The organism is Xanthobacter flavus, from assembly GCF_017875275.1.
Lineage (GTDB): Bacteria > Pseudomonadota > Alphaproteobacteria > Rhizobiales > Xanthobacteraceae > Xanthobacter > Xanthobacter flavus_A.
Window position 1 is genome coordinate 1,910,243 of record NZ_JAGGML010000001.1, and the last position, 21,476, is coordinate 1,931,718.

At 68.7% G+C, this 21,476-nt stretch carries 21 protein-coding genes and 1 tRNA gene; 9 read left to right on the plus strand and 13 right to left on the minus strand.

Annotated features, from left to right (window positions below; translation table 11 throughout):
* Positions 1 to 187 precede the first annotated feature (187 nt).
* From J2126_RS09245 to J2126_RS09265, 5 genes are all read right to left on the minus strand, one after another.
* Complete coding sequence (locus tag J2126_RS09245) at positions 188 to 1,336, minus strand: flagellar motor protein MotB (RefSeq protein WP_209486000.1); 1,149 nt, start codon at positions 1,334 to 1,336, stop codon at positions 188 to 190.
* Positions 1,337 to 1,348: 12 nt separating this feature from the next.
* Entirely contained in the window at positions 1,349 to 1,996 is a 648-nt protein-coding gene (locus J2126_RS09250; protein ID WP_209486002.1) for a hypothetical protein, read from the minus strand.
* Complete coding sequence (fliF, locus tag J2126_RS09255; RefSeq protein ID WP_209486004.1) at positions 1,993 to 3,660, minus strand: flagellar basal-body MS-ring/collar protein FliF; 1,668 nt, start codon at positions 3,658 to 3,660, stop codon at positions 1,993 to 1,995. The genes J2126_RS09250 and fliF overlap by 4 nt, the downstream gene beginning before the upstream one ends.
* A 480-nt stretch (positions 3,661 to 4,140) precedes the next feature.
* Positions 4,141 to 5,184 (minus strand): flagellin, encoded by a 1,044-nt coding sequence (locus J2126_RS09260; protein WP_209486006.1) that lies wholly within the window; start codon positions 5,182 to 5,184, stop codon positions 4,141 to 4,143.
* A 290-nt stretch (positions 5,185 to 5,474) separates the two neighbouring features.
* On the minus strand, positions 5,475 to 6,173 hold the full coding sequence (locus J2126_RS09265; RefSeq protein ID WP_209486008.1) for a protein phosphatase CheZ: 699 nt from the start codon (positions 6,171 to 6,173) through the stop codon (positions 5,475 to 5,477).
* A gap of 212 nt (positions 6,174 to 6,385) precedes the next feature.
* Between J2126_RS09265 and J2126_RS09270 the strand changes: the two genes are divergently transcribed.
* Positions 6,386 to 6,793: a response regulator gene (locus J2126_RS09270; RefSeq protein WP_209486010.1), complete on the plus strand. Its 408-nt coding sequence runs from the start codon at positions 6,386 to 6,388 to the stop codon at positions 6,791 to 6,793.
* An 18-nt stretch (positions 6,794 to 6,811) separates the two neighbouring features.
* Here J2126_RS09270 and J2126_RS09275 read toward each other — a convergent pair whose 3' ends face one another.
* The 3 genes from J2126_RS09275 to J2126_RS09285 form a co-directional block, all read right to left on the minus strand.
* Positions 6,812 to 7,747, minus strand: coding sequence for a sensor domain-containing diguanylate cyclase (locus tag J2126_RS09275; RefSeq protein WP_209486011.1), 936 nt, complete (start codon positions 7,745 to 7,747; stop codon positions 6,812 to 6,814).
* 566 nt (positions 7,748 to 8,313) lie between these two features.
* Positions 8,314 to 8,389, minus strand: a tRNA-Ala gene (locus J2126_RS09280).
* Between the two features lie 155 nt (positions 8,390 to 8,544).
* Positions 8,545 to 8,943, minus strand: coding sequence for a TIGR02300 family protein (locus J2126_RS09285; RefSeq protein ID WP_209486013.1), 399 nt, complete (start codon positions 8,941 to 8,943; stop codon positions 8,545 to 8,547).
* 191 nt (positions 8,944 to 9,134) lie between these two features.
* On the opposite strand from J2126_RS09285, the gene aroA reads away from it, so the two are divergent.
* From aroA to J2126_RS09300, 3 genes are all read left to right on the plus strand, one after another.
* Complete coding sequence (gene aroA / locus J2126_RS09290) at positions 9,135 to 10,517, plus strand: 3-phosphoshikimate 1-carboxyvinyltransferase (RefSeq protein WP_209486014.1); 1,383 nt, start codon at positions 9,135 to 9,137, stop codon at positions 10,515 to 10,517.
* 10 nt (positions 10,518 to 10,527) lie between these two features.
* Entirely contained in the window at positions 10,528 to 11,148 is a 621-nt protein-coding gene (locus J2126_RS09295) for a (d)CMP kinase (RefSeq protein WP_209486016.1), read from the plus strand.
* A 100-nt stretch (positions 11,149 to 11,248) separates the two neighbouring features.
* The gene (locus J2126_RS09300; protein ID WP_209486018.1) at positions 11,249 to 11,938 is read left to right on the plus strand and encodes a fumarylacetoacetate hydrolase family protein; all 690 of its coding nucleotides are present in this window, start codon (positions 11,249 to 11,251) and stop codon (positions 11,936 to 11,938) included.
* 7 nt (positions 11,939 to 11,945) lie between these two features.
* On the opposite strand, the gene J2126_RS09305 is transcribed toward J2126_RS09300, so the two are convergent.
* Both J2126_RS09305 and J2126_RS25770 read right to left on the minus strand, forming a co-directional pair.
* Positions 11,946 to 13,151, minus strand: coding sequence for a beta-ketoacyl-[acyl-carrier-protein] synthase family protein (locus J2126_RS09305; protein ID WP_209486020.1), 1,206 nt, complete (start codon positions 13,149 to 13,151; stop codon positions 11,946 to 11,948).
* Positions 13,148 to 13,435, minus strand: a complete 288-nt coding sequence (locus J2126_RS25770) for an acyl carrier protein (RefSeq protein ID WP_209486023.1) — start codon at positions 13,433 to 13,435, stop codon at positions 13,148 to 13,150. Before J2126_RS25770 ends, J2126_RS09305 begins: the two co-directional genes overlap by 4 nt.
* A gap of 180 nt (positions 13,436 to 13,615) precedes the next feature.
* On the opposite strand from J2126_RS25770, the gene J2126_RS09315 reads away from it, so the two are divergent.
* The 3 genes from J2126_RS09315 (at position 13,616) to J2126_RS09325 (ending at position 15,362) form a co-directional block, all read left to right on the plus strand.
* Positions 13,616 to 13,819 (plus strand): hypothetical protein, encoded by a 204-nt coding sequence (locus J2126_RS09315; RefSeq protein ID WP_209486025.1) that lies wholly within the window; start codon positions 13,616 to 13,618, stop codon positions 13,817 to 13,819.
* Positions 13,820 to 14,437, plus strand: a complete 618-nt coding sequence (locus J2126_RS09320) for a cysteine hydrolase family protein (RefSeq protein WP_209486027.1) — start codon at positions 13,820 to 13,822, stop codon at positions 14,435 to 14,437. It abuts the gene before it with no gap.
* 67 nt (positions 14,438 to 14,504) lie between these two features.
* Positions 14,505 to 15,362, plus strand: coding sequence for an SDR family oxidoreductase (locus tag J2126_RS09325; RefSeq protein ID WP_209486029.1), 858 nt, complete (start codon positions 14,505 to 14,507; stop codon positions 15,360 to 15,362).
* Positions 15,363 to 15,461: 99 nt separating this feature from the next.
* Here the strand turns inward: J2126_RS09325 and J2126_RS09330 are convergent, their stop codons facing one another.
* Positions 15,462 to 17,054, minus strand: a complete 1,593-nt coding sequence (locus tag J2126_RS09330) for an FAD-dependent monooxygenase (protein ID WP_209486031.1) — start codon at positions 17,052 to 17,054, stop codon at positions 15,462 to 15,464.
* Positions 17,055 to 17,162: 108 nt separating this feature from the next.
* Between J2126_RS09330 and yihA the strand changes: the two genes are divergently transcribed.
* Positions 17,163 to 17,819: a ribosome biogenesis GTP-binding protein YihA/YsxC gene (gene yihA, locus J2126_RS09335; protein WP_209486033.1), complete on the plus strand. Its 657-nt coding sequence runs from the start codon at positions 17,163 to 17,165 to the stop codon at positions 17,817 to 17,819.
* Between the two features lie 42 nt (positions 17,820 to 17,861).
* Here the strand turns inward: yihA and J2126_RS09340 are convergent, their stop codons facing one another.
* The gene (locus tag J2126_RS09340; RefSeq protein ID WP_209486035.1) at positions 17,862 to 19,088 is read right to left on the minus strand and encodes an ArgE/DapE family deacylase; all 1,227 of its coding nucleotides are present in this window, start codon (positions 19,086 to 19,088) and stop codon (positions 17,862 to 17,864) included.
* Positions 19,089 to 19,152: 64 nt separating this feature from the next.
* Positions 19,153 to 20,376, minus strand: coding sequence for a urate hydroxylase PuuD (locus J2126_RS09345; RefSeq protein WP_209486037.1), 1,224 nt, complete (start codon positions 20,374 to 20,376; stop codon positions 19,153 to 19,155).
* Positions 20,377 to 20,493: 117 nt separating this feature from the next.
* Between J2126_RS09345 and J2126_RS09350 the strand changes: the two genes are divergently transcribed.
* The gene (locus J2126_RS09350) at positions 20,494 to 21,447 is read left to right on the plus strand and encodes a LysR family transcriptional regulator (RefSeq protein ID WP_348634270.1); all 954 of its coding nucleotides are present in this window, start codon (positions 20,494 to 20,496) and stop codon (positions 21,445 to 21,447) included.
* The last annotated feature ends 29 nt before the right edge of the window (positions 21,448 to 21,476 follow it).

Sequence of the window (21,476 nt, forward strand, 5' to 3'; positions counted from 1 at the left end):
GTCGCGGGCTTCGGCGCCGCAGGCTTGGTCGCGACCGGCTTCGGCGCCGGCTTCGCCGCAGCGGGGCGCGCGGGGGCGGCGGGCTCCTCGCGCAGGCCGTCCCACGGGTCCGCATCGTCCTGGGCGCGGGCGGCGCCGGTCATCAGGAGCGCCCCGGCGAGGACGAGGGGGAAAAGGCGGGGCCGGGTCATGAGGGCGCCTTCAGCAGGATCTCGATGCGCCGGTTCTGCGGCGCGTTGGGATCGGCGGTGTTCTTGAGATTGCGGTCGGCGAGGCCCTCGATGGCGGTGACGCGCTTCTCCTCCAGCCCGCCGCGCACCATCATGTAGAGGGCCATCTGCGCCCGCGCGCTGGAGAGCCGCCAATTGTCGTAGGTGTCGGAGCGGAACGGCCGCGCGTCGGTGTGGCCGCGAATGACGATCTCGCCTGGCCGCGCGCCGAGCTTCTTCGCGATCTCGCCCATGGCCCGCACGAAGCGGGCATCCGGCACCGCCGACCCCACCGGGAACATGGAGAAGTCGAGATCGTCGGTGAGATCGACGACGAGCCCTTCCTTCGTCGCGCGCACATCCACACGCGGGGCGGCACCGGCCGTGCCCACGGTGGCGGCGACCACCTGCTTCAGCTCGCCTTCCAGGTCGCGCGCGGCCTTGGTGGCGGCTTGAGCCGCGGCCTGCGCGGCCGCCTTGTCCTGTGCCTCGCCGGGCTTCGCCGCGGCGGTGGTGGCGTCGGGGCGGCCGGTGGGCTGGTCCACCTTGGAGGGCTTCGCCTGCGGATTGCGGGCCTGCCGGCCGCTGGACATCTGCCAATAGGTGGGATCGAACGGATCGCGGTTCACGTCGCCCGCCCCGGTACCCGGCGAGCCGGTATCCCCGGCGGCGGCGTCGGGCGTGCCCCCGGCCCGCGCATCGGCATCGCCCGCGAGCTTGTTCAGCACCGCATAGGGATCGCGGAAGGCGGCGCGCTCCTTGTCGCCCTGCTGGCGGTCGTCGCCGGCGCCGGTCTCCGGCCCCGTGGTGTTCTTCAGGCTCGACTGCTTGTCGCCATCGGAAGAGGTGCCCTTGGCCTTCGTATCCTCGGGATCGTTCAGCCCGCGCACGTCAGTGATGCTGGAGGCGAGATCCACCGGATTGAAGTAATTGGCGATGGCTTTCCGCGTATCCTTGTCGGTAACGTTGATGAGCCACATGATGAGGAAGAAGGCCATCATCGCCGTCATGAAGTCGGCGTGCGCCACCTTCCAGGCGCTCGAATGGTGCTCGTGCTCCTCGTCGTCGTGGCGCTTGACGATGATGATCTCGCCGTGAGGCTCCTGGTGGCCTTCCTTGCCGGACATGCCGCGCTCCCGTCAGTTGCCGCGCGCGGCGGCGGCCGCCCAGCCGGAGAGCTGAGTCTCCAGCACGCTGTCGTCGCAGGTGATCTTGAGGTCGCTCGTCGATCCGTCCGCGATGACGATGCCCGGCACGTCCGCGAGCCGCGCGCGCAAAGCCGCCGCGAGGTCGCCGGAGCCGGTGATGGTGATGGACGGCCCCGCCGCCCCGCCGCGCAGCAGGTCGCGCACCCGGCGGGCCAGTTCCTCCAGCGCGCGGGCGCGGGCGGCCCCGCTCACGAAGGGGCGCAGCACGGCGGCGAGCGCCTCGCCGATGCGCGCCTCCACCGCATCGAGGCCTTCACCGATGAGGCCGGCGAGCCGTTCGCTCTCCTCGCTGCACCAGCGGGCGCGGGCCGCTTCGATCTCGTCCTCGAGGCGCGCGGCGAAGGCGGCCTCGGCATCGGCGAGCTGCTGCTCGCAGGCGGCCAGCGCGATGGCGGCCTCCTCCAGCGCAAGGCGCCGGGCCTCCTCGGCCGCCGCGCGGATGGCATCGGCGCCGGGCGGCTCGTGCGGGCGCAAGGCGGGGGTGGGTGCAAGGGCCGGCACGGGCGGCACGGCGCTCACCGGAGCGCGCGGCGCGAGGCCGAAATGGGGCAGGTGACGGTGAAGCGCGGTGGTGCTCATGCGCGGGCGTCCTGATGCAGCCACTGGCGCAGGATGGCGGCGGCCTGCTCCTCATCGAACTCGACGATCTGCTCCAGCCGCTTCTGCGGCGAGCGGTTGAGGCGGCTGGTGAGATCCTCGATGAGGCTGAGCGCGCCTGGCGCCTCCTCCCCTGCGGCGCCATCGCCCGGCACCACGGACGGGCCGGCGACGGCGGCGAGCGGCGCGCCGCCCGCCAGCATGGCGGCCTCGATGGCATCCGCGTCCTCCACCTCGTCGCGCTCGGGGCGGGCGAGGATGGCGCGCACGGCGGGCCGGAGGCCGAACCAGATCACGAGGCCGGCGACGATGAGAATGGTGGCCGCGTTGATCATGGTGCCGGCCTGCCGCAGCAGAAGCTCGGACCACGGCAAGGGCGGCACCGGCTCCAGCCCCGCCCCGCCATTGGCGAAGGAGACGGCCGCGACCTTCAATTTGTCACCGCGCTCCTTGTCGAAGCCGGAGGCGGAGGCGACGATCTGCTCCACCTCGTAGAGCTGCTGCTCCACGGGAATGGCATCGGCGCCGCCGGCCGCGCCCACGAGGCGCTCCTTGTTCACCAGCACGGCGATGGACAGGCCGCGCACCACGAAGGCCTCGCGCACGGTCTGCACGGTGCGGGTGGAGACCTCGAAATTGGTCAGCTCCTCGCGGCGGGAGGAGTTCTCGTTGGAATCCGTGCCGCCGTCGCCCTGCTGCTGCTGGCCGGGGATGTTCTGCTGGACGGACGTATTGGGCTGCTTGGTCTTGTTCTGGCTCTGGCCCAGCTCCTTCACCACGCGCACGGAGCGCTCCACCTTGGAGGCGGGATCGAACGTGGTTTCGGAGGTGGTGACGCGATCGGTGTCCAGGCGGGCGGAGACCTGCACCTCGAAATTGCCGAGGCCGAGATAGGGCGCGAGGGTGCGGCGCACCTTCTCCTCGGTCTCGCGGCTCACCTGCTGCTGGAGCATGGCCTTCTTGCCGGCGGCGGCGCTGGCGCCGTCCTCGCTGGAGGAGAGCACCGCCCCCTCGGTGCTGAGCACCGTCACCTGGTCCATCTTGAGGCCGGGAATGGCGGCGGCGACGAGGTGGCGGATGGCCTGCGCGGTGGAGGCGTCCTCCGCCGTCTCGGTGCGGATGACGACGGAGGCGGAGGCGCCCTGCTGGTCGCGGCGGAAGGAGCCGCGCTCGGGCAGGACGATATGGACGCGCGCCGCCTTGATGCCCTTCATGGTCTGGATGGTGCGGGCCAGCTCGCCCTCCAGCGCGCGCACCCGCGTCACCTCCTGCATGAAGGAGGTGAGGCCGAAGGCGCGGACATCGTTGAACAATTCGTAGCCGGTATTGCCGCTCTGCGGCAGGCCCTTCACCGCCAGAAGCATGCGGGCGCGGGCGGTGTCCGAATGGGAGACGAGGACGGTGGTGCCGTCCGCATTCACGTCGAAGGCGATGCCCGCGTCCTTCAGCGCGCCGCCGATGCGGTTCACGTCCTCGCGGGTGAGGTTGGCGTAGAGCGGCTCGCGCTCGGGCTGGCCGAGATACCAGGCGCCGAGCGCCACGGCGGCCACCGCCGTGAGGCCGATCAGCGCCAGCGCGATCAGGCGCCGGGCGCCGAGGTCGCGCAGATTGCGCCAGAGTTGCTCCAACTGTTCCTTGCCGATCATCGGCGGGATCTCGTCTGATTGCGGCGCGCGGAGGCGCACCTCAGGGACCGGGCACGCGCGGGGGACGGGACCCCTCGCGCTCATGTGCCTCGGGCGGCAATCTCGACGGTCAAACTTGCATGGGCGTTGCGGGGGCTTTGCGTCTCCCCTCTCCCCTTGCGGGAGAGGGAGAGGGAGAGGGGGCGGGGGTGAGGGGTGAGGCGGGGCGCGATCTCGGCGTCCGCTCGTGCTGCGCCAGCCCCCTCACCCGTCTCGCGGCCTTGCCGCGATCCACCCTCTCCCGCGAGGGGAGAGGGGAAGAGGACAAAAAAATGGCCACGCTCCGGGGGGCGGAGGTGGCCGAGGGGGGCGTCGGGGGGACGCTGAAACTCAGGGAACGCCGGAGCGCCGCCGGAGGGGACGGCGCCCGCGCGCGGACCGCCGCGCCCGGAGGCGCGGGGGACGAAAACCGCCGCGCCCGGAGGCGCGGCGGGGACGCGATCAGCGGAACAGGGTCATCACGTTCTGCGAAGAGCTGTTCGCGATGGACAGGGACTGCACCGCGAGCTGCTGCTGGGTCTGCAGGGCCTTCAGCTTGGTCGATTCCTCTTCCATGTTGGCATCCACGAGGGTGCCGATGGAGGAGGTGTTGAGGTCGATCAGGCTCTGGGCGAAGGTCTGCTGCGAGTCCAGCCGGGTCGAGGTGGTGCCGAGCGTGGTGGCGCCGTTCTGCAGCTGCTGCATGGTAGCGTCCACGATCTTCACATAGGCCTGGATCTTCGCGAGGTCAGCGTCGGTGTTGCCGAGGCCGGACACGTCGAAGTCCGTGATGGCTTCCGTGCCCGCCGTGGCGGTGCCGCCGATGACGTACTTGGTGTCCATGAAGCCCTTGAGGCTGCCCGCGGTCGTGTCGACGGTCACGGTGGCGCCGCCGGTGATGTTCGCGGCCGTCGCCACGGCCGTGACGGCCTTGTCGAGGGTCGTGGACGTGCCGGTGGAGGTGCCGGTGGTGGAGGCGTCGTAGACAGTGAACGAGCCGGTGTCGATGGAGGTGGAGCCCACCGTCACGGTCGAGCCGGTCCGCGAGAAGGACGACAGCAGGTTCTTGGTGCCGTTGAAGCCCGAGGCGCTGGTATCCACCGACAGCCAGTTGCTGCCGTTCATCACGGTGTTGTCGGCGGTGGTCTTGATTTCGCTGACGTAGGACGAGATTTCCGTCTGCAGCTTGGCCCGGTCGACGTTCGGCGAGAGGGCGGCCGTCAGGTTGTTCTTGATCTTCGCGAGCGAGGCGACCACCGCGTTGACGCCGCTGGAGGCGGCATCCACCGAGTTCTTGTCGAGGCTCATGGCATCCTTCACCGCGCCGAGCGCCCCGTTGTCCGAGGTGAGGGTGGTGGCGATGGACCAGTAGGCCGCGCCGTCATTGGCGGAGTTGATCCGCTTGCCGGTGGAGACGTGGGCGTTGGTGGTGTCGAGGTTGGCGTTGATCGTCCGCAGGGTCTGCAGGGCGACCATGGCGGAGTTGTTGGTGATCAGGCTGGTCATGGGAATGTCCCTCTGTGACTTGGAATGAAGGGGGACATGCCGGGTTCGCACCGGCATGGCAGGGCGGCGTCATGCCTTTGGATGACCGGTCCCTAGAGCTGGAGGGCGATTTCCCGAGCGGATTGTTTCCGCTCGGATCGCGCTCCAGGGGGTCCGGCGCCCGGCCCGTTTCGGGGCCGGTCAACCTGCCATGGAAGAGACGTTAGAGGCGCAAGCTTGCGCGAGGCTTGCGGGGAAGAGAACTTGGCGAAGGCGGGGGGCACCCATCATCGGCCGCCCCCGCCCGCCCCTCAGGCGAACAGGCTGTCGATGTCGTCCTGCGAGACCACGCCGATGTCGTCGGCGAGCGCCGGGCCGTTGAGGAGGGCCTCGTCGCCTTCGCGCGGGATGATGCGGGCGCCCTGCGCCACCAGGTCGGCACCGCCCCAGATGTCGGTCATGCGTGCCACCCGCTCCTCGATGAAGAGCAGCAGCTTCACCACCTTGCGGATGCGCTGGCCGGTGATGTCCTGGAAATTGCAGGCTTCGAAGATCTTGGTGGTCTCGTTCTGGATCTCGGAGGCAAGGTCCGCCGCATCGCCCGTGAGCAGCGTATGCATCTGGACCATCAGCGCGTCCACCCGCTCGGCGGAGGTGAGGATGGCCTCGGTCGCCTCCTCCGTGTCGCTCACCACCGCCTCCAGCTCGCTGGTGGCGCGCAACAGCTTCTCGCCCCGCGCGCCCTCGGCGTGCAGGCTCGCGATCTCGTGCTTGGTGTGCTGGATGGCATCCTGGATGGTCTCGATGCCGGCCCACAGCACATTGCGGTCGCGCTCGCGATCCACCGCCGGATCGCGCGCCTTGAAGCGCGAGATCTCCTCGCGCACCCCGGCGATCTCGCCGAAGATGCGGCGCAGCTGATCGTCAAGGCCATCCACCGCGAGGAGATCGACGGCGGCGCCGGCGGAACACGGGGTCTCAATCCTGAAGGGTCGCCGGGCAGCCGACATGAAGGCCTCCTGAAACACGCTTTGCTTTGCACCCTCCTATAAATCCTCCCCGATGATTGAGGAAGATAGCCCCAATTCTTGGTGCAAGCCTCGCACAAGCCCGGGACATCAAAACAATTCTCATCGCTGCGCTCGCCAGACCTGGATCTCGCCAGAGTTGGAAAGAGCGTGTTCATCGTCCCCGTTTCTGGAGTGTGTCATGGGGGTTGATCATGTCCGTTGATCTTGGGATGCCCGTCCTTGTGGTCGACGACTACAAGACCATGGTGCGCATCATCCGAAACCTTCTGAAGCAGATCGGCTTCGAGGATGTGGACGAGGCCTCCGATGGCACCGAGGCGCTGGCCAAGCTGAAGGAACGCAGCTACGGCCTCGTCATCTCGGACTGGAACATGGAGCCGATGACCGGCTACGAGCTGTTGAAGCAGGTGCGCGCGGACGGGGCCCTTGGCCAGATCCCGTTCATCATGGTGACGGCGGAAGCCAAGTCCGAGAACGTGATCGCCGCCAAGAAGGCCGGCGTCAGCAATTACATCGTCAAGCCGTTCAACGCACAGACGCTGAAGGGCAAGATCGACGCGGTGTTCGAGAGCCTCGGCGCCGAGGCGGCCGTGGACTGAGCCCGCCCGTCGCGCCGGTCAGTGTGCCGCGGCGCGGCGATAGCGATTGCGGCCGCCGGCCTTCGCCCCATAAAGGGCGGCATCGGCCGCCGCGAACAGGCCGGCGAGATCGCAGCCCCGCGCTGTGGCCCCGCCGATGCTCGCCGTAAGATGGCCGCCCGACGGGTGCGGGATGCTCTCTGCCCGGAACGCGGCCAGCAGCGCCTCGCCCACCACATCGCAGCCGGCCTCGTCGGTATCCGGCAGGATCACCGCGAATTCCTCGCCGCCATAGCGCGCCGCGGTATCCTGCGCCCGCCCCGGAAGCCGCGCCAGCACGCCGCCCACCGCGGCCAGCGCCGCATCTCCGGCCTGATGGCCCCACAAATCGTTCACCACCTTGAAGTGGTCGATGTCGATCACCAGCAGCGACAGCGGCCCCTCCAGGCGCTGCGCCCTGCGCATGGCACGCTCCAGTTCCTCGTCGAAGCTGCGCCGGTTGGGCAGGCCCGTGAGTGCGTCCAGCTGGGACTTGCGGGCGAGATCGCGATTGAGGCGCAGAAGCTCCACTTCGTCCGCCGCCACCGCCGCGAGGTCGAGCAGCGGGCCGAAGTCAAAGGCCTCCTTGTCCCGCGCCTCCCGCCCCATCACGCACATCGTGCCGATGACCAGATCCGGCTCAACCATCAGCGGCGCGCCCGCATAGAAGCGCAGCGGCAGGTGCGGGACGAGGGGATGGCCCAGAAGGCGCGGATCGGACTTCATGTCGCCGATCACCAGCGGTGCGCCGCTCCCCACCAGCATGTTGCACATGGTGTCGCGCCGGGGAACGCTGGCCGGCACGAGAGCGGACGTGCGCGATTTCTGCCACTGGTGGGTGCCGTCGATGAGGCCGAGGAAGGCGACATCCGCCTCGTAGAGCCGCCGCGCCAGCCGCGTCAGCCGGTCGAACCGCTCGTCGGGGGGCGTATCCATGAGACCACACGTCGCAAGGACGGTGAGGCGCTGGGCCTCGTTCGCAGGGGCGGCGGGGGGTGTCCACAAGGGGCAGGACCTCGATCGATGACGCTGGGGCGGGCGGACCGGGCGGCGGATGAGGGTGGGGATACCTTTCGGGCGGGCAGATCGGGGACAAGGAGGTCGGGCGCAAGCAGCTCGGTGGCAAGCAGGTCAGGGGCAAGCAGGTCAGGGGCAAGCCCGGGGCGGAGCTGGCGGGCAGCTGAAGCAGGCTGGCAGGCGGGACCCCACGGCGCAACGGGCGTGCGGGAGTGGCCCTCGCGCCGTCGCAACCTGAAAGTGCGTCGCAATTGCAATGCTCAAGATTGCGCGTAGCGCGCCGCCGTTCGCGGCGCGGGCCGGGCGCGATTCGCGGATGAGTCGGCCTGTCGGAGCGGGCTGCCGGAGGGACGGCTATCGGCGGGGGTTCGAATCGTCGCTCGAATCAGGCCGAACCCACCCGAATCGGGGGATGAACCTCAGCCGGAAACCTGGGTGGAACGACCCGGCATGGAGCGATCGATGGGGAATGCCGGGTGGAAATTTGGTGGAGCCAGGCGGAATCGAACCGCCGACCTCTTGAATGCCATTCAAGCGCTCTCCCAACTGAGCTATGGCCCCACCGGGCCGCGGGCTGCGCGCTTTGGGTTTCATAGCCAAGGCTGAAAACCTCGGCATCAGAACCAGTTAGCGCGCCGGGAAGTCCCGCGGCGGGGTGCCCGGCGATTGATGTCCGCCGAGCGAGAGCGGCCTTAAAGCACAGGCCGCGTCGGGTATCAAGCCTCTTCGTCGTCTTCGAGGCCCTCTCCGATCAGATCGGAGACGTCATCCCCATCATCTTCGTCTTCTTCAAGGAACGTGTCGTCGTCACCGGCCTCGATGTCGTCGTCCACATCCACGTCGTCGCCGACCACCACCTTCGCGGGGGCTGCGGCTTCCTCGTCGGCTTCCTCGAGGCTGATGACCTCGGCCTCAGCCTCTTCGCCGTCCACCTCTTCGGCAGCGACGGCCGCGCGCGGCTCCGCGCGGCTGCTGCCACGGGCGGCGGGTTCAAAATAGGACCTCGGATAGGATTCCCCCGTGAACGGAGACACGACGGGATCCTTGTTGAGGTCGTAAAACTTGCGCCCCGTAACCGGACAGATGCGCTTGGTGCCGAGTTCGGGCTTCGCCACGGCAAAGTTCCTCGGAGCTGTATAAGGAGCGTGCTCCATTGGCGTTTCGCCCGCGCCCTGTCAAGGGCAGATCATCATGGCGTCGCAACAGCGTGACGCCGCAAGCGACGGCGTGCTAGACGACGGCGGCACAGAACATGCGGCGATCGCCCCGGCCGAGGCCGGCGGCCGAGCGCCCGAGCGAGGCAGAAATGGCCCATCCCGAACCCGCAACCGCAAGCGCTCCCGAAGCACACGGCCACGGCACGGGCGAGGCCCGCCCCGCCACCGGGCGCCGCTCGCCCGCCCTCTCCGGCCGGGTCCGGGTGCCGGGAGACAAGTCCGTCTCGCACCGCGCTCTGATCTTCGGCCTGTTCGCGGAGGGCACGACCCACATCACCGGCCTGCTCGAAGGCGAGGACGTGCTGAATACCGCCAAGGCCTGCGCGGCGCTGGGCGCCTGCGTCACCCGCACGGGCGAAGGCGCCTGGGAGGTGACGGGCACAGGCGGGCGGGGCCTCGCCTCCCCCGCCGCGCCGCTCGATTTCGGAAACTCCGGCACGGGCGTGCGTCTGATGATGGGTGCGGTGGCCGGACAGCATGTCATCGCCGGGTTCGACGGGGACGCCAGCCTTCGCCGCCGGCCCATGAAGCGCGTGCTCGATCCCCTGACGCAGATGGGCGTCGAGGTGGTTTCTTCGGCCGAGGGTGGCCGTCTGCCGCTGACGCTGAAGGGCAGCAGCGAAACCAAGCCCATCATCTACGAGACCCCGGTTCCCTCCGCGCAGGTGAAGTCCGCCGTGCTGCTCGCCGGCCTCGGCGCCGACGGCGAGACGGTGGTGATCGAGCGCGAGGCCACCCGCGACCATACCGAGCGGATGCTGGAGCATTTCGGCGCGGAGATTTCCGTCGAGCCCCATGGCGCCCATGGCCGCCGTATCACGCTGAAGGGCCGCCCGCATCTCGTCGCCGCGCCGGTCGACGTGCCGGCCGACCCCTCCTCTGCGGCGTTCCCGCTGGTGGCGGCGCTGATCGTGCCCGGGTCGGACATCATCCTCACCGACGTGATGATGAATCCGCTGCGCACCGGCCTCATCACCACCCTCATCGAGATGGGCGCCGACATCACCGTGGTCGGCGAGCGCACCGAGGGCGGCGAGCGGGTCGCGGACCTGCGCGTGCGTCATTCCCGCCTCAAGGGCGTCGAGGTGCCGCCCGAGCGGGCACCGGCCATGATCGACGAATATCCCGTCCTTGCCGTCGCCGCGGCCTTCGCCGAGGGCACGACGGCCATGCGCGGCCTGTCCGAGCTGCGGGTGAAGGAGAGCGACCGGCTCGCCGCCGTGGCCGCCGGCCTCGCCGCCTGCGGCATCGCCCATGAGGTCAAGGGCGACGACCTCCTCGTCACCGGCGCCGCGACGGTCAAGGGCGGCGGGCCGGTGGAGACCCACATGGACCACCGCATCGCCATGTCGTTCCTCGTGCTGGGGCTTGCCAGCGAGGATGGGGTGAGCGTCGACGACGTGGCCTTCATCGCCACCTCCTTCCCCACCTTCATGCCCATGATGCGCGGCCTCGGCGCCATCATCGACTGACGGGACGGCCATGATCATCGCCATCGACGGGCCGGCGGCATCCGGCAAGGGCACGCTGGCCCGGCGGCTGGCCGCGCATTACGGCCTGCCGCATCTCGATACCGGCCTGCTTTATCGCGCGGTCGGAGCGCGCTGCCTCAAAGAGGGCCGCCTCGGCGACGAGGGAGCGTCGGTCGCAGCCGCCCTGAGCCTTGATGTTTCGGCACTAGATCCGGACGCGCTGCGAACGGCTGAACTCGGCGAGGCGGCATCCGTGGTGGCCGCCCGGCCCGGCGTGCGCGCGGCGCTTTTGGACCTCCAACGCCGCTTCGCCGCCCAGGCCGGCGGGGCGGTGCTGGACGGGCGCGACATCGGAACGGTCATCTGCCCCGATGCGCCGGCCAAGCTGTTCGTCACCGCACGGCCGGAGGTGCGGGCCGAGCGCCGGTTCCGCGAGCTGGCCGGACGGAGCGAGACCATCGCATACGACGCCGTCCTGGCCGACATCCTGAAGCGCGACGAGCGCGATTCGGGCCGCTCCAGCGCGCCGCTCTTGAAGGCCGACGACGCCGTGCTGCTCGACACCTCCGACCTCGGCATCGAAGCCGCCTTTGCGGCGGCGCTCGCCATCGTGGAAGCCCGCCGGGCCTGAGGCTCGCGAAATCCGTTCACCCGCCACGCGCTGCGACGTTTCGCCCTTTCCTCGCCGGCCGCCGCGCCCTATTCAAGCACCCGAACCTTCGGAGCGCCCCATGGCCAGCTACGTCTTCCAGCCCCAGCCCCATCCCCACCTGCCCATCGTCGGCAGCGATGCCGTGTTTCCGGTGCATCGCATCTATTGCGTCGGCCGCAACTTCGCTGACCATGCGGTGGAGATGGGCCACGACCCCAACAAGGAGCCGCCCTTCTTCTTCCAGAAGAACCCGGACACGCTGGTGCGCTCGGGCGCGACCATCACCTACCCCAAGCTCACCAAGGACCTGCACCACGAGGTCGAACTGGTGGTGGCGCTGAAGGAAGGCGGCGAGGACATTCCGGTGGAACGGGCCCTCGACCACGTGTTCGGCTACGGCGTCGGCCTCGATCTGACCCGCCGCGACCTCCAGGGCGAAGCCAAGAAGCTCGGCCGCCCGTGGGAAACCGGAAAGGCCTTCGAGGACTCCGCGCCCTGCTCGGCGATTCTTCCGGTCGCGACCGCCGGGCATCCCGGTGCCGGGCGCATCTTCCTGAAGGTCAATGACAAGGTGAAGCAGGAAGGCAACCTGAACCAGATGATCTGGAAGGTGCCGGAGATGATCGCGACCCTCTCCACCCTGTTCCGCCTCGCCCCCGGCGACCTGATCTTCGCCGGCACCCCGGCGGGCGTCGGGGCGGTGCAGAAGGGCGACGTGCTGGAAGGCGGCGTCGAGGGCGTCGGCGAAATCCGCCTGACGGTGGACTGAAACCCCTTCAGGCGGCCCTGATCGCGAGCACCGCGTTCAGGCCGCCGAAGGCGAAGGCGTTGACCAGGGCGATTTCCGCCGTGGCCGTCCGCGGGGCGTTGGGCACGCAATCCACGTCACATTCGGGATCAGGCTCGCGGAAATTCAGCGTGGGCGGCAGGAAGCCGTTGCGCATGCCGAGCAGCGCCGCCGTGACGCCCAGCGCCCCCGAGGCGCCGAAGCAGTGGCCGGTCATGGATTTCAGCGACGACACCGGCACCTTGGCCAGCCGCTCGCCAAGCACCGTGCGCAGCGACGTGGTCTCGGTCTTGTCGTTCAGCACCGTGCCGGTGCCGTGCGCCGCGACGTAATCCACCGCGCCGGCATCGAGCCCCGCATCGTCGAGGGCGGCGGAAATGGCGCGGGCGGTGCTCGAGGCATCGGGCGCCGTGAGGTCGGCGCCGTCGGCGGTCATGCCGAAGCCGAGCACCTCGCCGAGAATGGTGGCGCCGCGGGCGCGGGCCCGTTCCATCTCCTCCAGCACCAGCACGGCCGCGCCTTCACCCAGCACCAGCCCGCTGCGGTCTTTGGAAAAGGGGCGGCAGGTGTCGGCCGCGAGCACGCGCAGCGCTTCCCAGCTCTTCACCATGCCCAGCGTCAGCGGGGCCTCGCAGCCGCCGGTGACGGCCATATCCAGCATCCCGCCGCGGATCATCTGAAAAGCGAGGCCGATGGCATGGGAAGCCGAGGCGCAGGCCGAGGCGGCGCTGAAGCTCGGCCCGGTGATGTGATAGGCCATGGAAATCTGGCTGGCCGCGGACGAGGGCATGACGCGCGGCACCGTGAAGGGCAGAGGGCGCGCGCCATCGCGCAGGATGCGCACATAGCCCTCTTCCAACGTCTGGCAGCCCACCGCCGCACCGAAGATGACGCCGGCCTTCTGCGGCGCCACGCCCTCGGTGGCGCCTGCAGCCTCGGTCATCGCCTCCGCCGCCGCCAGCAAGGCGAACTGGCCGGACCGGTCGACCGTGGAAATCTGCCGTGGGGTGAAGTGCGCTTCAGCCGAGTAGCCCGGCACCTCACCCACCACCCGCGTCTTGACCTGTTCCTGCGGCACCAGCGTGAGCGGCCCAATGCCGCCACGCCCCTGCCGGAGGGCTTCGAGATGAATGGGAATGCCGAGGCCGAGGGCGGAAACGGCGCCGATGCCGGTGATGGCGACCCTGCGGCTCATCGGGCCGGCTGCGCCGTGGACACCGTGCCGCTCCGCGCGTCGATGAGCTGCTCGACCGCTTCGAGCAGGGCGAAAACCTTCACGTCGTTGCTTTCGAGCACGCCCTGGGACGGCACTTCGATGCCGAAGCGTTCCTCGATCTTGAAGATCAGTTCCACGAGGTCGAGCGATCCGATGCCGAGGTCCGCGACGCTGGTGTCCGCGTCGATGATGGCCGGATCGATGGATGCCTCTTCTGCGATGACCGCGAGGATTTCGGCCCTGCGTCCGCTGAATTCCGCCACGCAACTTCTCCGTACCCGATCCACGGCGGCAGCGCCGCCGTCACCCCCTCCGGGAGCGGCTAAAATGCACAGCAGCACCGGGGCTGTCCACCTGTCGCGATGTCCGGTGCCGGAACCTGCCTCCGCACGGCGCCGTTGAGCCTTATGCGCCCGCCGGTTGCGGGCCGACAAGGAGGCGCCATGACGCTCGAACCGCGACTTATTTCCGAGGCTGATGCCACCCGCCTCGGCGTGATGGCCGGTTGGTGGGCCGTCGCACCCGACGGCACGCCGGCGGCAGGTCCCTACCCGACTCGGGAAGCCGCAATCGTCGGCATCGGCAAGCGCGGCGCGGACCAGCCGACGGGCCGGCCCGGAGAAAGCGGACCGCCGCCGGAGGAATGAATGGGACAAGGCCTGAGAAGCCCCATCGGTCCCCGCGCAGTGCATCTGTGCGTGGACATGCAGCAATTGTTCGCGCCCGGAGGACCTTGGCCGACGCCCTGGGCACCGCGGATTCTGCCGGTGATCGTCGAGCTGGCCGGCCGTGTGCCAGGGCGGACCCTGTTCTCCCGCTTCATCCCGCCGCATGCGCCGGAAGCACTGCCGGGCACCTGGCGCCAGCTCTACAGCAAATGGCGAGAGGTGACGCAGGCCCAACTCGCGCCCGAACTCCTGGAGCTGGTACCGGAGCTACAGCGATTCTCACCTCCCGCACAACTCGTTGATAAGACTCGCTATTCTGCGTTCTCCTCCCCGAGCCTCCTGCCCCTTCTCGCCCATCTCGGTGCCGACACCCTCGTGCTGACGGGGGCGGAGACGGATGTGTGCATTCTCGCAACGCTGTTCGATGCCGTGGATTACGGATTTCGGGTCGTGGTGGCGCGAGACGCGGTGTGCTCGTCCTCCGACGCGGGACACGATGCGGTGCTGCACATGCTGTCGCAACGATTGTCGATCCAGGTGGAAGTCGCTGAAATGGAAGAGATTTTGTCGGCCTGGCGAACGGCCGACGCGGCGTGAGGCGGAACCGGCCACCGCCGGACGGGTTGTCCTGCATTCGAACCCATTCCCCGACGGGAGCAGCATCATGGACCATCCCGCGACGCCTCCGCTTCCCGCGCAGCGGCAGCCCATGCCGGGCCTGACCGAGGCGATGGATCCGCGCCCCGATCATGGCGAGACGAGCTATGTCGGCTCCGGAAAGCTCAAGGGCCTCAAGGCCTTGGTTACCGGAGGCGACAGCGGCATCGGGCGGGCCGTCTGCCTGGCCTTTGCCCGCGAGGGCGCTGACGTGTGCATCGCCTATCTGGAAGAGGACGAGGACGCTGAAGAGACCCGCCGGCTGGTGGAAGAGGCTGGGCAAATAGGGATTTTGGCGGCGGGGGATATTTCCGACCCCGCATTCTGCCGGCGGCTGGTGGACGATGCGGCGGAGGCGCTCGGCGGGCTCGATATTCTGGTAAACAATGCCGCCCATCAGGCCACGTTCGAGAAAGTGGAAGATATTCCAGATAGCGAGTGGGAACATACCTTCGCCGTCAATATCCATTCCATGTTCTATCTCAGCAAGGCCGCGCTTAAGTATATGAAGGACGGCGGCTCCATCATCAATACCGCGTCGATCAACTCGGACAATCCCAATCCAACCTTGCTGGCTTACGCAGCGACCAAGGGTGCCATCCATAATTTCACGGCAGGACTTGCCCAATCGCTCGCCCCGCGCGGCATTCGGGTCAACGCGGTGGCGCCGGGGCCGATCTGGACGCCGCTGATCCCCTCCACGATGCCGGAGGAGGCGGTGAAAAACTTTGGAAAATCAGTGCCCATGGGCCGTCCGGGGCAGCCGGCGGAGCTGGCGACGGCCTATGTGATGCTGGCCGATCCGCGCTCCAGCTACGTCTCCGGCGCGACCATCGCCGTCACCGGCGGCAAGCCCTTCCTCTGACCTGACACCGAGATCAGTGCGAGTAGCACCAGGGGTTCAGGCCGGGAATCGATGGCGTTTGGCGCGTTCGAGAGCGGAGTTCGATTCGATAGCACTCGATTACCGTCGAACGCCCAGCTTCAGCCCGTAGGAGACGAGCGCCGCCTCGTGGCCGGTGTCGGCCCGGAGGCCAACGTGGCCGTCCGGCCGGACGACGAGCAGGGTGATGCCGGTGATCCCCATCCGAAGGGCATCCTCGGCCGGCAGCCCGGCGACGCCGTGCGCCACGTCGGTCCCGCCCGCCCCCTGGTTCAGCACGGTCGCGGCGAAGCTGGCGCCATAGAGGCGGGGGTCGGCGCGGGCGCAGAGGGCCTGAAAGAGCGAGGCGACCTTCTCCACGCGCGCCGTCTCGCCGCCGAGCAGGAGCAAAGTGTGGCCGGTGCGGTTGACGAGATCGTCCAGCATCAGCACCTCGCCGTCCGCCATCCCCAGCGGGACACGATCCGGCAGGCGCTGGCCGGGGGAGAGCGCGGACCCCGCCTCCCCCACCACGATGGGCGAGGCGGCATAGTCCACATCCAGCTCCGCTTCGGCCACCGCCTCGTGGTGTCGCGCCTCGGGATCGGACAGGACGTCCCGGATGACGGCATTGCGGGCCTGCCGGTCGGCCGCGCTCTTGAGCATCTGGGCGCTGTCGGCCTCGTCGCCCGAGGCGGTGATGCGCAGGGCCACCGGCCGGCGCTCCGCCTCGTAGCTGTCCAGCAGGGTGTCGGCGCAATGGCCCTGCGCCACCAAAGCGAGCTTCCAGGCGAGGTTGAAGGCATCCTGGATGCCGCTGTTCATCCCGTGCCCCTGGATGGGGCTGCAGGTGTGGGCGGCATCGCCCGCCAGCAGCAGGCGACCCGAGCGGTAGTGCTGGGCCACCCGCGTAAAGCACTGGAAGCGGACGGGATTGGCCACGTCCACGAAGCGCGCAGCCGGGAGGTAGCGGGCAAGCGTGGCGGAGGCATCCGCCACCAGATCGCTGTCCGGCCCGCTCGGCCGCACATAGGCGCGCCAGCGCTGGCCCGGCAGAGCGGTGAGGATGAGGGGGATGTCGTCCAGATAGGCGTAATTGGCCTCGAAGGTGTGCGGGAAATCGGTAAGCGTGGCGTCGAACACCGCCCACGGCTCCTCGATGGGATGGCCATCCTGCGCAATGCCCGCGAGGGTGCGCACGGCGCTGCGATGGCCGTCGCAGCCTACCACCCAGCGGGCGCGCACCACCTTGGACTCGCTGCCATTCTCGAGCATGGCGACGACCCCGTCGCCATGCGGCTCCAGATCCACGAGCTTGGTACCGCGCGTGACCGCGCCGCCGAGCCGGACGAGATAGTCGGTGAGGATCTGTTCCGTCACCTCCTCGGAAACGCCGATGTTGAAGGCGTAGCGGCTGCCGGACAGGCTGAGGTCGATCTCGCCCAGCACGGCGCCGTCCGCATGGATGCGGGCGAAACGCTGCTTCACACCGGCGTCGAGCAGGGCGTCGGCGATGCCGAGGTGGTCGAACACCTCGATGGAGCGCGGATGCACCACGGTGGCGCGGTCCCACGTCATGGGCGCCTCATGGGCATCGATGACGAGGCTGTCCACGCCCCGGCGCTTCAGTTCGGCACCCAGCAGCAGCCCGGTGGGTCCGGCCCCCACCACCAGGACGGTTACATCAGGAACCACGGCGCTCTCCCCTTTTCCGCCATGGTGCACGGCCACGCCGGAAACTCAAACAGGGCCTTGGCAAGCCCATTGCCTTGCGCGCGCCGCCCGGCTCTAGGATAAGGCGTCATGACCGAGAGCCCTTCCCCCGCCGAAGCCGATCCCTATCTCGAGCCCGGACGCCTGCTGTTCGCGGGCGACTGGCAGTTCGTCTCGGCCGCGCCCACCGTCGACGTGCTGCCGCCCATGCAGGGCATGGAAATCGCGCTGGCAGGCCGTTCCAACGTGGGCAAGTCGTCCCTCGTCAATGCGCTGACCGGCCGCAAGGCTTTGGCCCGCACCTCGGTGACGCCGGGGCGGACGCAGGAATTGATTTTCTTCCGGGTGGGGCCGGAGCTGTGTCTGGTGGATATGCCGGGCTACGGCTTCGCCAAGGCGCCGAAGGAGAAGGTGGATGCGTGGACGCGCACCATCAAGGACTATCTGCGCGGCCGGGTGAACCTGGCACGCGTGTTCGTGCTCATCGATTCCCGCCACGGCATCAAGCCGGTGGACGAGGAGATCCTTGATCTGCTGGACAAGGCGGCGGTCTCCTACGCCATCATCCTCACCAAGGTGGACCAGGTGAAGCCCACCGCCTTGCCATCGGTCATCGCCGGGGTGGAGGAGAAGATCCGCCGGCGGCCGGCGGCCTATCCGAAGATCTTCCCCACCTCCAGCAACACCGGCCAGGGTTTCCCAGAGCTGCGCGCGGCGGTGGCGCAGCTTCTCGCCGAGCAGGGCTGAACGCGCGCCCCTCCGGCGGGACCGGAGGGAAGCACGCCTTGTTCAGGCGAGCAGATCGGCGACAGTAAGGGCGATCACCAGCGTCGCCTTGTCGAGGTCGGACAAAAGCAGGTTCTCGTCCGCCCGGTGGCCGTTGGCCTCCTCGATGGTGTGCGGGCCGGCGCCGTAGAGCACCACGGGCACGCCGGCCTCGGCATAGAGCCGCGCGTCGGTATAGAGCGGCACGCCGGTGGTCTTCACCTCCTCGCCGGTGACGGCCGAGGCGTTGCGGCAGATGACGCCGGCGAGGTGCAGGGCCTTGTCGTCCGGCACCAGCGGACGGGCGATGAGGATGCGCCTCACCTCGGCCCTGGCCTTCGAGCCCTCCAGCGCCTTGGCGATGACGCCGCGCACCTCGGCCTCCACCTGATCCGGATTCTCGCCGGGGACAATGCGGCGGTCGAGGCGGAAGGTGACGCGATCGGGCACCACATTGGTGTTGATGCCGCCGGAAATGAGACCCACCGTGAGCTGCGGCGAGCCGATGCCCGGCACGTCCGAGACCTTCGCCTGCAGCGTGTCGCGATAGGCGTAGAGGGCGGCGAGGATGTGGGTCGCGCCCTCCAGCGCGTCGATGCCGGTGAAGGGCAGCGCGGCGTGGGCGGACTTGCCGATCACCTCCACCTCCAGATGCAGGCAGCCGTTGTGGGCCACCACGACGGCGTAGGAGAAGCCGGCGGAGACGGCGTAGTCGGGCTTGGTGAGGCCGGTTTCGAGAATCCAGCCCGGCCCGACCTCGCCGCCGATCTCCTCGTCATAGGTGAAGTGCAGTTCCACCGTGCCCTTCAGCGGCAGGCCGGAGCGCTTCAGCGCGTCGAGGGCGAAGGCATAGGTGGCGAAATCGGACTTGGAGACCGCGACACCACGGCCATACATGCGACCATCCACAACCTCGGCGCCATAGGGGTCCTTGGTCCAGCCCTCGCCGGGGGGCACCACGTCGCCATGGGCGTTGAGCGCCACCACGGGGCCGTCACCAAACCGGTGGCGGATGATGAGGTTGGTGGCCGTCACCATGCCCGCCGCCTTCACCCGGTCGGCCGGCACCGCATGGCGCTCGACGGTGTAGCCGAGGGCCTCCAGCAGATCGGCGGCGCGCGCCGCGTGGGGCGCGCAGTCGCCGGGCGGATTGTCGGACGGCACCTTCACCAGCTCCGCCAGGAACTGGCGCTGCGCTTCCGCGCGCTCGGCGATCAGGCTGCGGAGTGTGTCGGCGGCGGCGGTGGACATGAATGCTTCCTTGTTCTGGGGCGGGCGACGGCCCGCCGGTTCTGTCGTTGCGATGGGGTGCGGCCTATTTGCCGGAGGCCCATTCCTTCAGCATGGCCCGGTCCTCGTCGGAGAGTTCGGTGATGTTGTTGGGCGGCATGGCATGGGTGAGGCCGGCCTGGACGAGAATGAGCTTGCGGTTCTTGTGGATGGCCTCCGCGGTGTCGAGCAGCACGCCGCGCGGGGCGATGGCGAACCCCTCATACACCGGCTCGGCGGCGTGGCACATGGCGCAGCGGCCCATGACGATGTTCTGGATGTCCACCGGCACGTCGGCCGGCGGCCCGCTCTTCGCATAGGCCGTCGTGACCAGCGGCGGCAGGCCGAGCGCCATGCGGCCGGCGGCGGTGGTGGTGGCCGAGATGAACACGGCGACGATCAGGCATACCGCCGCCACCAGCCAGCACCACGCCTTGTCGCCGCGCCCCGCGTGCCGCTCGTTGTAGAAATAGCGGATCACCGTTCCCGCGATCAGCGCCAGCCCCACGATGACGAAGGCATAAGGGGTGGAATAGGTGAGCGGGTAATGGTTGGAGATCATCAGGAAGACGACGGGCAGGGTGAAATAATTGTTGTGCCCGGACCTGAGCTTGGCGGTCTTGCCGTAATAGGGGTTCGGCACCTCGCCCGCTTTGAGCGCCGCAACCACCTTGTGCTGGTTGGGGATGATGACGAAGAAGACGTTGCCGCTCATGATGGTCGCCATCAGCGCGCCGGTATGGATGAAGGCGGCGCGGGGCGAGAAGACCTGCTGGTAGAGGAACGTCGCCAGCACCACGCCCGTGAACACGATGATGCCCACCACCAGCGGCTGGTCGCCGAGCTTCGAGCGGCACAATTGGTCATAGGCGATCCAGCCCAGCGCCAGCCCGCCGAGGCCGATGGCGATGGCTGCGGCGGGCTTCAGATTCATCACCTCCGGATCGATGAGATAGATGGACGACTGGTAGTAATAGACCCAGATGAGCAGGAAGAAGCCGGTGATCCAGGTGGCGTAGGACTGCCATTTGTGCCAGCCCAGCTCATCGGGGAGGAAGTCGGGCGCCACCAGATACTTCTTCACCTGATAGAAGCCGCCGCCATGCACCTCCCACGCCTCGCCGCCCTTGCCTGCGGGGATGTCGGGCGTCGCCTTCAGGCTGGCATCGAGATGCATGAAGTAGAACGACGCACCGATCCACGCCATGCCGGCGATGATGTGGGTCCAGCGCAGAAGCAGGCTGCCGTACTCGTGGAGAATGGGTTCCATTGCCGTTCAGATCCCGTGGCTGGAAGAGGATGGGGCGTTCGCGCCCGTCACGTCCGCCGGGCGGGACCATTGGCCCGGGCCGGCGGCATGGGTAATGTCGGTTTGGCTATCGTTGTTGTGGCTTGGGCTGAGGGGTCGCGCGACGTGCTGGAGAACATGAAGGCCTTCGTCGCCTCGGTGGAGAGCGAGAGCTTCTCGGAGGCCGGGCGCCGCCTGCACCTCTCTGCCAACGTGGTCAGCCACCGCATCCAGATGCTGGAGAAGCACCTCGGCTGCCGGCTGTTCAACCGCACCACCCGCCGCATGAGCCTGACCGAGCAGGGGCGCGTCTATTACGAGGCCATCACCGAGGCGCTGCGCCTCATCGAGGCGGCGGAAAGCAATGTCTCGGAACTCGGCGCCCTGCCGCGCGGCGCGCTGCGCGTCACCGCGCCGCTCCATCTCGGCCGGCGGCTGGTGGCGCAGGTGGCGGCGCGTTACCAGGAAATCCATCCCGAGATCGACGTGCGCCTGCGCCTGTCGGAACATACCCTCGACCTCATCGCCGAATCCATCGACGTGGCGCTGCGCCTCGCCACCTTCGAGGATTCCAGCATGATCATGCGCAAGGTCTCGCAGGTCGAGCGCATTGTGTGCGCCGCACCCAGCTATCTGGACCGGGCCGGCGTGCCGAACAGGCCGCAGGATCTCCTCGCCCATCAATGCCTCCTCCTGCGGTTCGCGAGCCTTCGGGAATTGCGCTGGATGCTCACCGACGAGGGGCGCGACCTCGCCGTTCCCGTCACCGGCCATCTGGAGGCCGACGACGGCGACGTGCTGACGGTGTGGGCCGTCGAGGGGCGCGGCATCGTGGTGAAGCCGCGGTTCGAGGTGGCGGACGCCCTCGCGGACGGCCGCCTGGTGCCGCTCCTGGAGAAGAACCCGCCGAAGCCGGCGACGCTGGCGGTGCTCTATCCCGCCCGCCAATTGGTGCCGCTGAAGGTGAAGGCCTTCGCCGACATGCTGGTGGACGAGGGACGGCGCTACATCGCCCGCGAACTCGCCAAGATCGGGGAGCGGCTGCCCGCCTGAGCCTTTCGACACCGACAGGCAACCACTCC

Bases quoted from the DNA above. Each gene is read 5' to 3' on its own strand.
- fliF (WP_209486004.1), bottom strand. From the start codon at position 3,660: ATGATCGGCAAGGAACAGTTGGAGCAACTCTGGCGCAATCTGCGCGAC.
- yihA (WP_209486033.1), top strand. From the start codon at position 17,163: ATGACCGAGAGCCCTTCCCCCGCCGAAGCCGATCCCTATCTCGAGCCC.
- J2126_RS09295 (WP_209486016.1), top strand. From the start codon at position 10,528: ATGATCATCGCCATCGACGGGCCGGCGGCATCCGGCAAGGGCACGCTG.
- J2126_RS09260 (WP_209486006.1), bottom strand. From the start codon at position 5,184: ATGACCAGCCTGATCACCAACAACTCCGCCATGGTCGCCCTGCAGACC.
- J2126_RS09320 (WP_209486027.1), top strand. From the start codon at position 13,820: ATGGGACAAGGCCTGAGAAGCCCCATCGGTCCCCGCGCAGTGCATCTG.
- J2126_RS09300 (WP_209486018.1), top strand. From the start codon at position 11,249: ATGGCCAGCTACGTCTTCCAGCCCCAGCCCCATCCCCACCTGCCCATC.
- J2126_RS09250 (WP_209486002.1), bottom strand. From the start codon at position 1,996: ATGAGCACCACCGCGCTTCACCGTCACCTGCCCCATTTCGGCCTCGCG.
- J2126_RS09270 (WP_209486010.1), top strand. From the start codon at position 6,386: ATGTCCGTTGATCTTGGGATGCCCGTCCTTGTGGTCGACGACTACAAG.
- aroA (WP_209486014.1), top strand. From the start codon at position 9,135: ATGGCCCATCCCGAACCCGCAACCGCAAGCGCTCCCGAAGCACACGGC.
- J2126_RS09325 (WP_209486029.1), top strand. From the start codon at position 14,505: ATGGACCATCCCGCGACGCCTCCGCTTCCCGCGCAGCGGCAGCCCATG.
- J2126_RS09340 (WP_209486035.1), bottom strand. From the start codon at position 19,088: ATGTCCACCGCCGCCGCCGACACACTCCGCAGCCTGATCGCCGAGCGC.
- J2126_RS09245 (WP_209486000.1), bottom strand. From the start codon at position 1,336: ATGTCCGGCAAGGAAGGCCACCAGGAGCCTCACGGCGAGATCATCATC.
- J2126_RS09315 (WP_209486025.1), top strand. From the start codon at position 13,616: ATGACGCTCGAACCGCGACTTATTTCCGAGGCTGATGCCACCCGCCTC.
- J2126_RS09265 (WP_209486008.1), bottom strand. From the start codon at position 6,173: ATGTCGGCTGCCCGGCGACCCTTCAGGATTGAGACCCCGTGTTCCGCC.
- J2126_RS09275 (WP_209486011.1), bottom strand. From the start codon at position 7,747: ATGGATACGCCCCCCGACGAGCGGTTCGACCGGCTGACGCGGCTGGCG.
- J2126_RS09305 (WP_209486020.1), bottom strand. From the start codon at position 13,151: ATGAGCCGCAGGGTCGCCATCACCGGCATCGGCGCCGTTTCCGCCCTC.
- J2126_RS09345 (WP_209486037.1), bottom strand. From the start codon at position 20,376: ATGGAACCCATTCTCCACGAGTACGGCAGCCTGCTTCTGCGCTGGACC.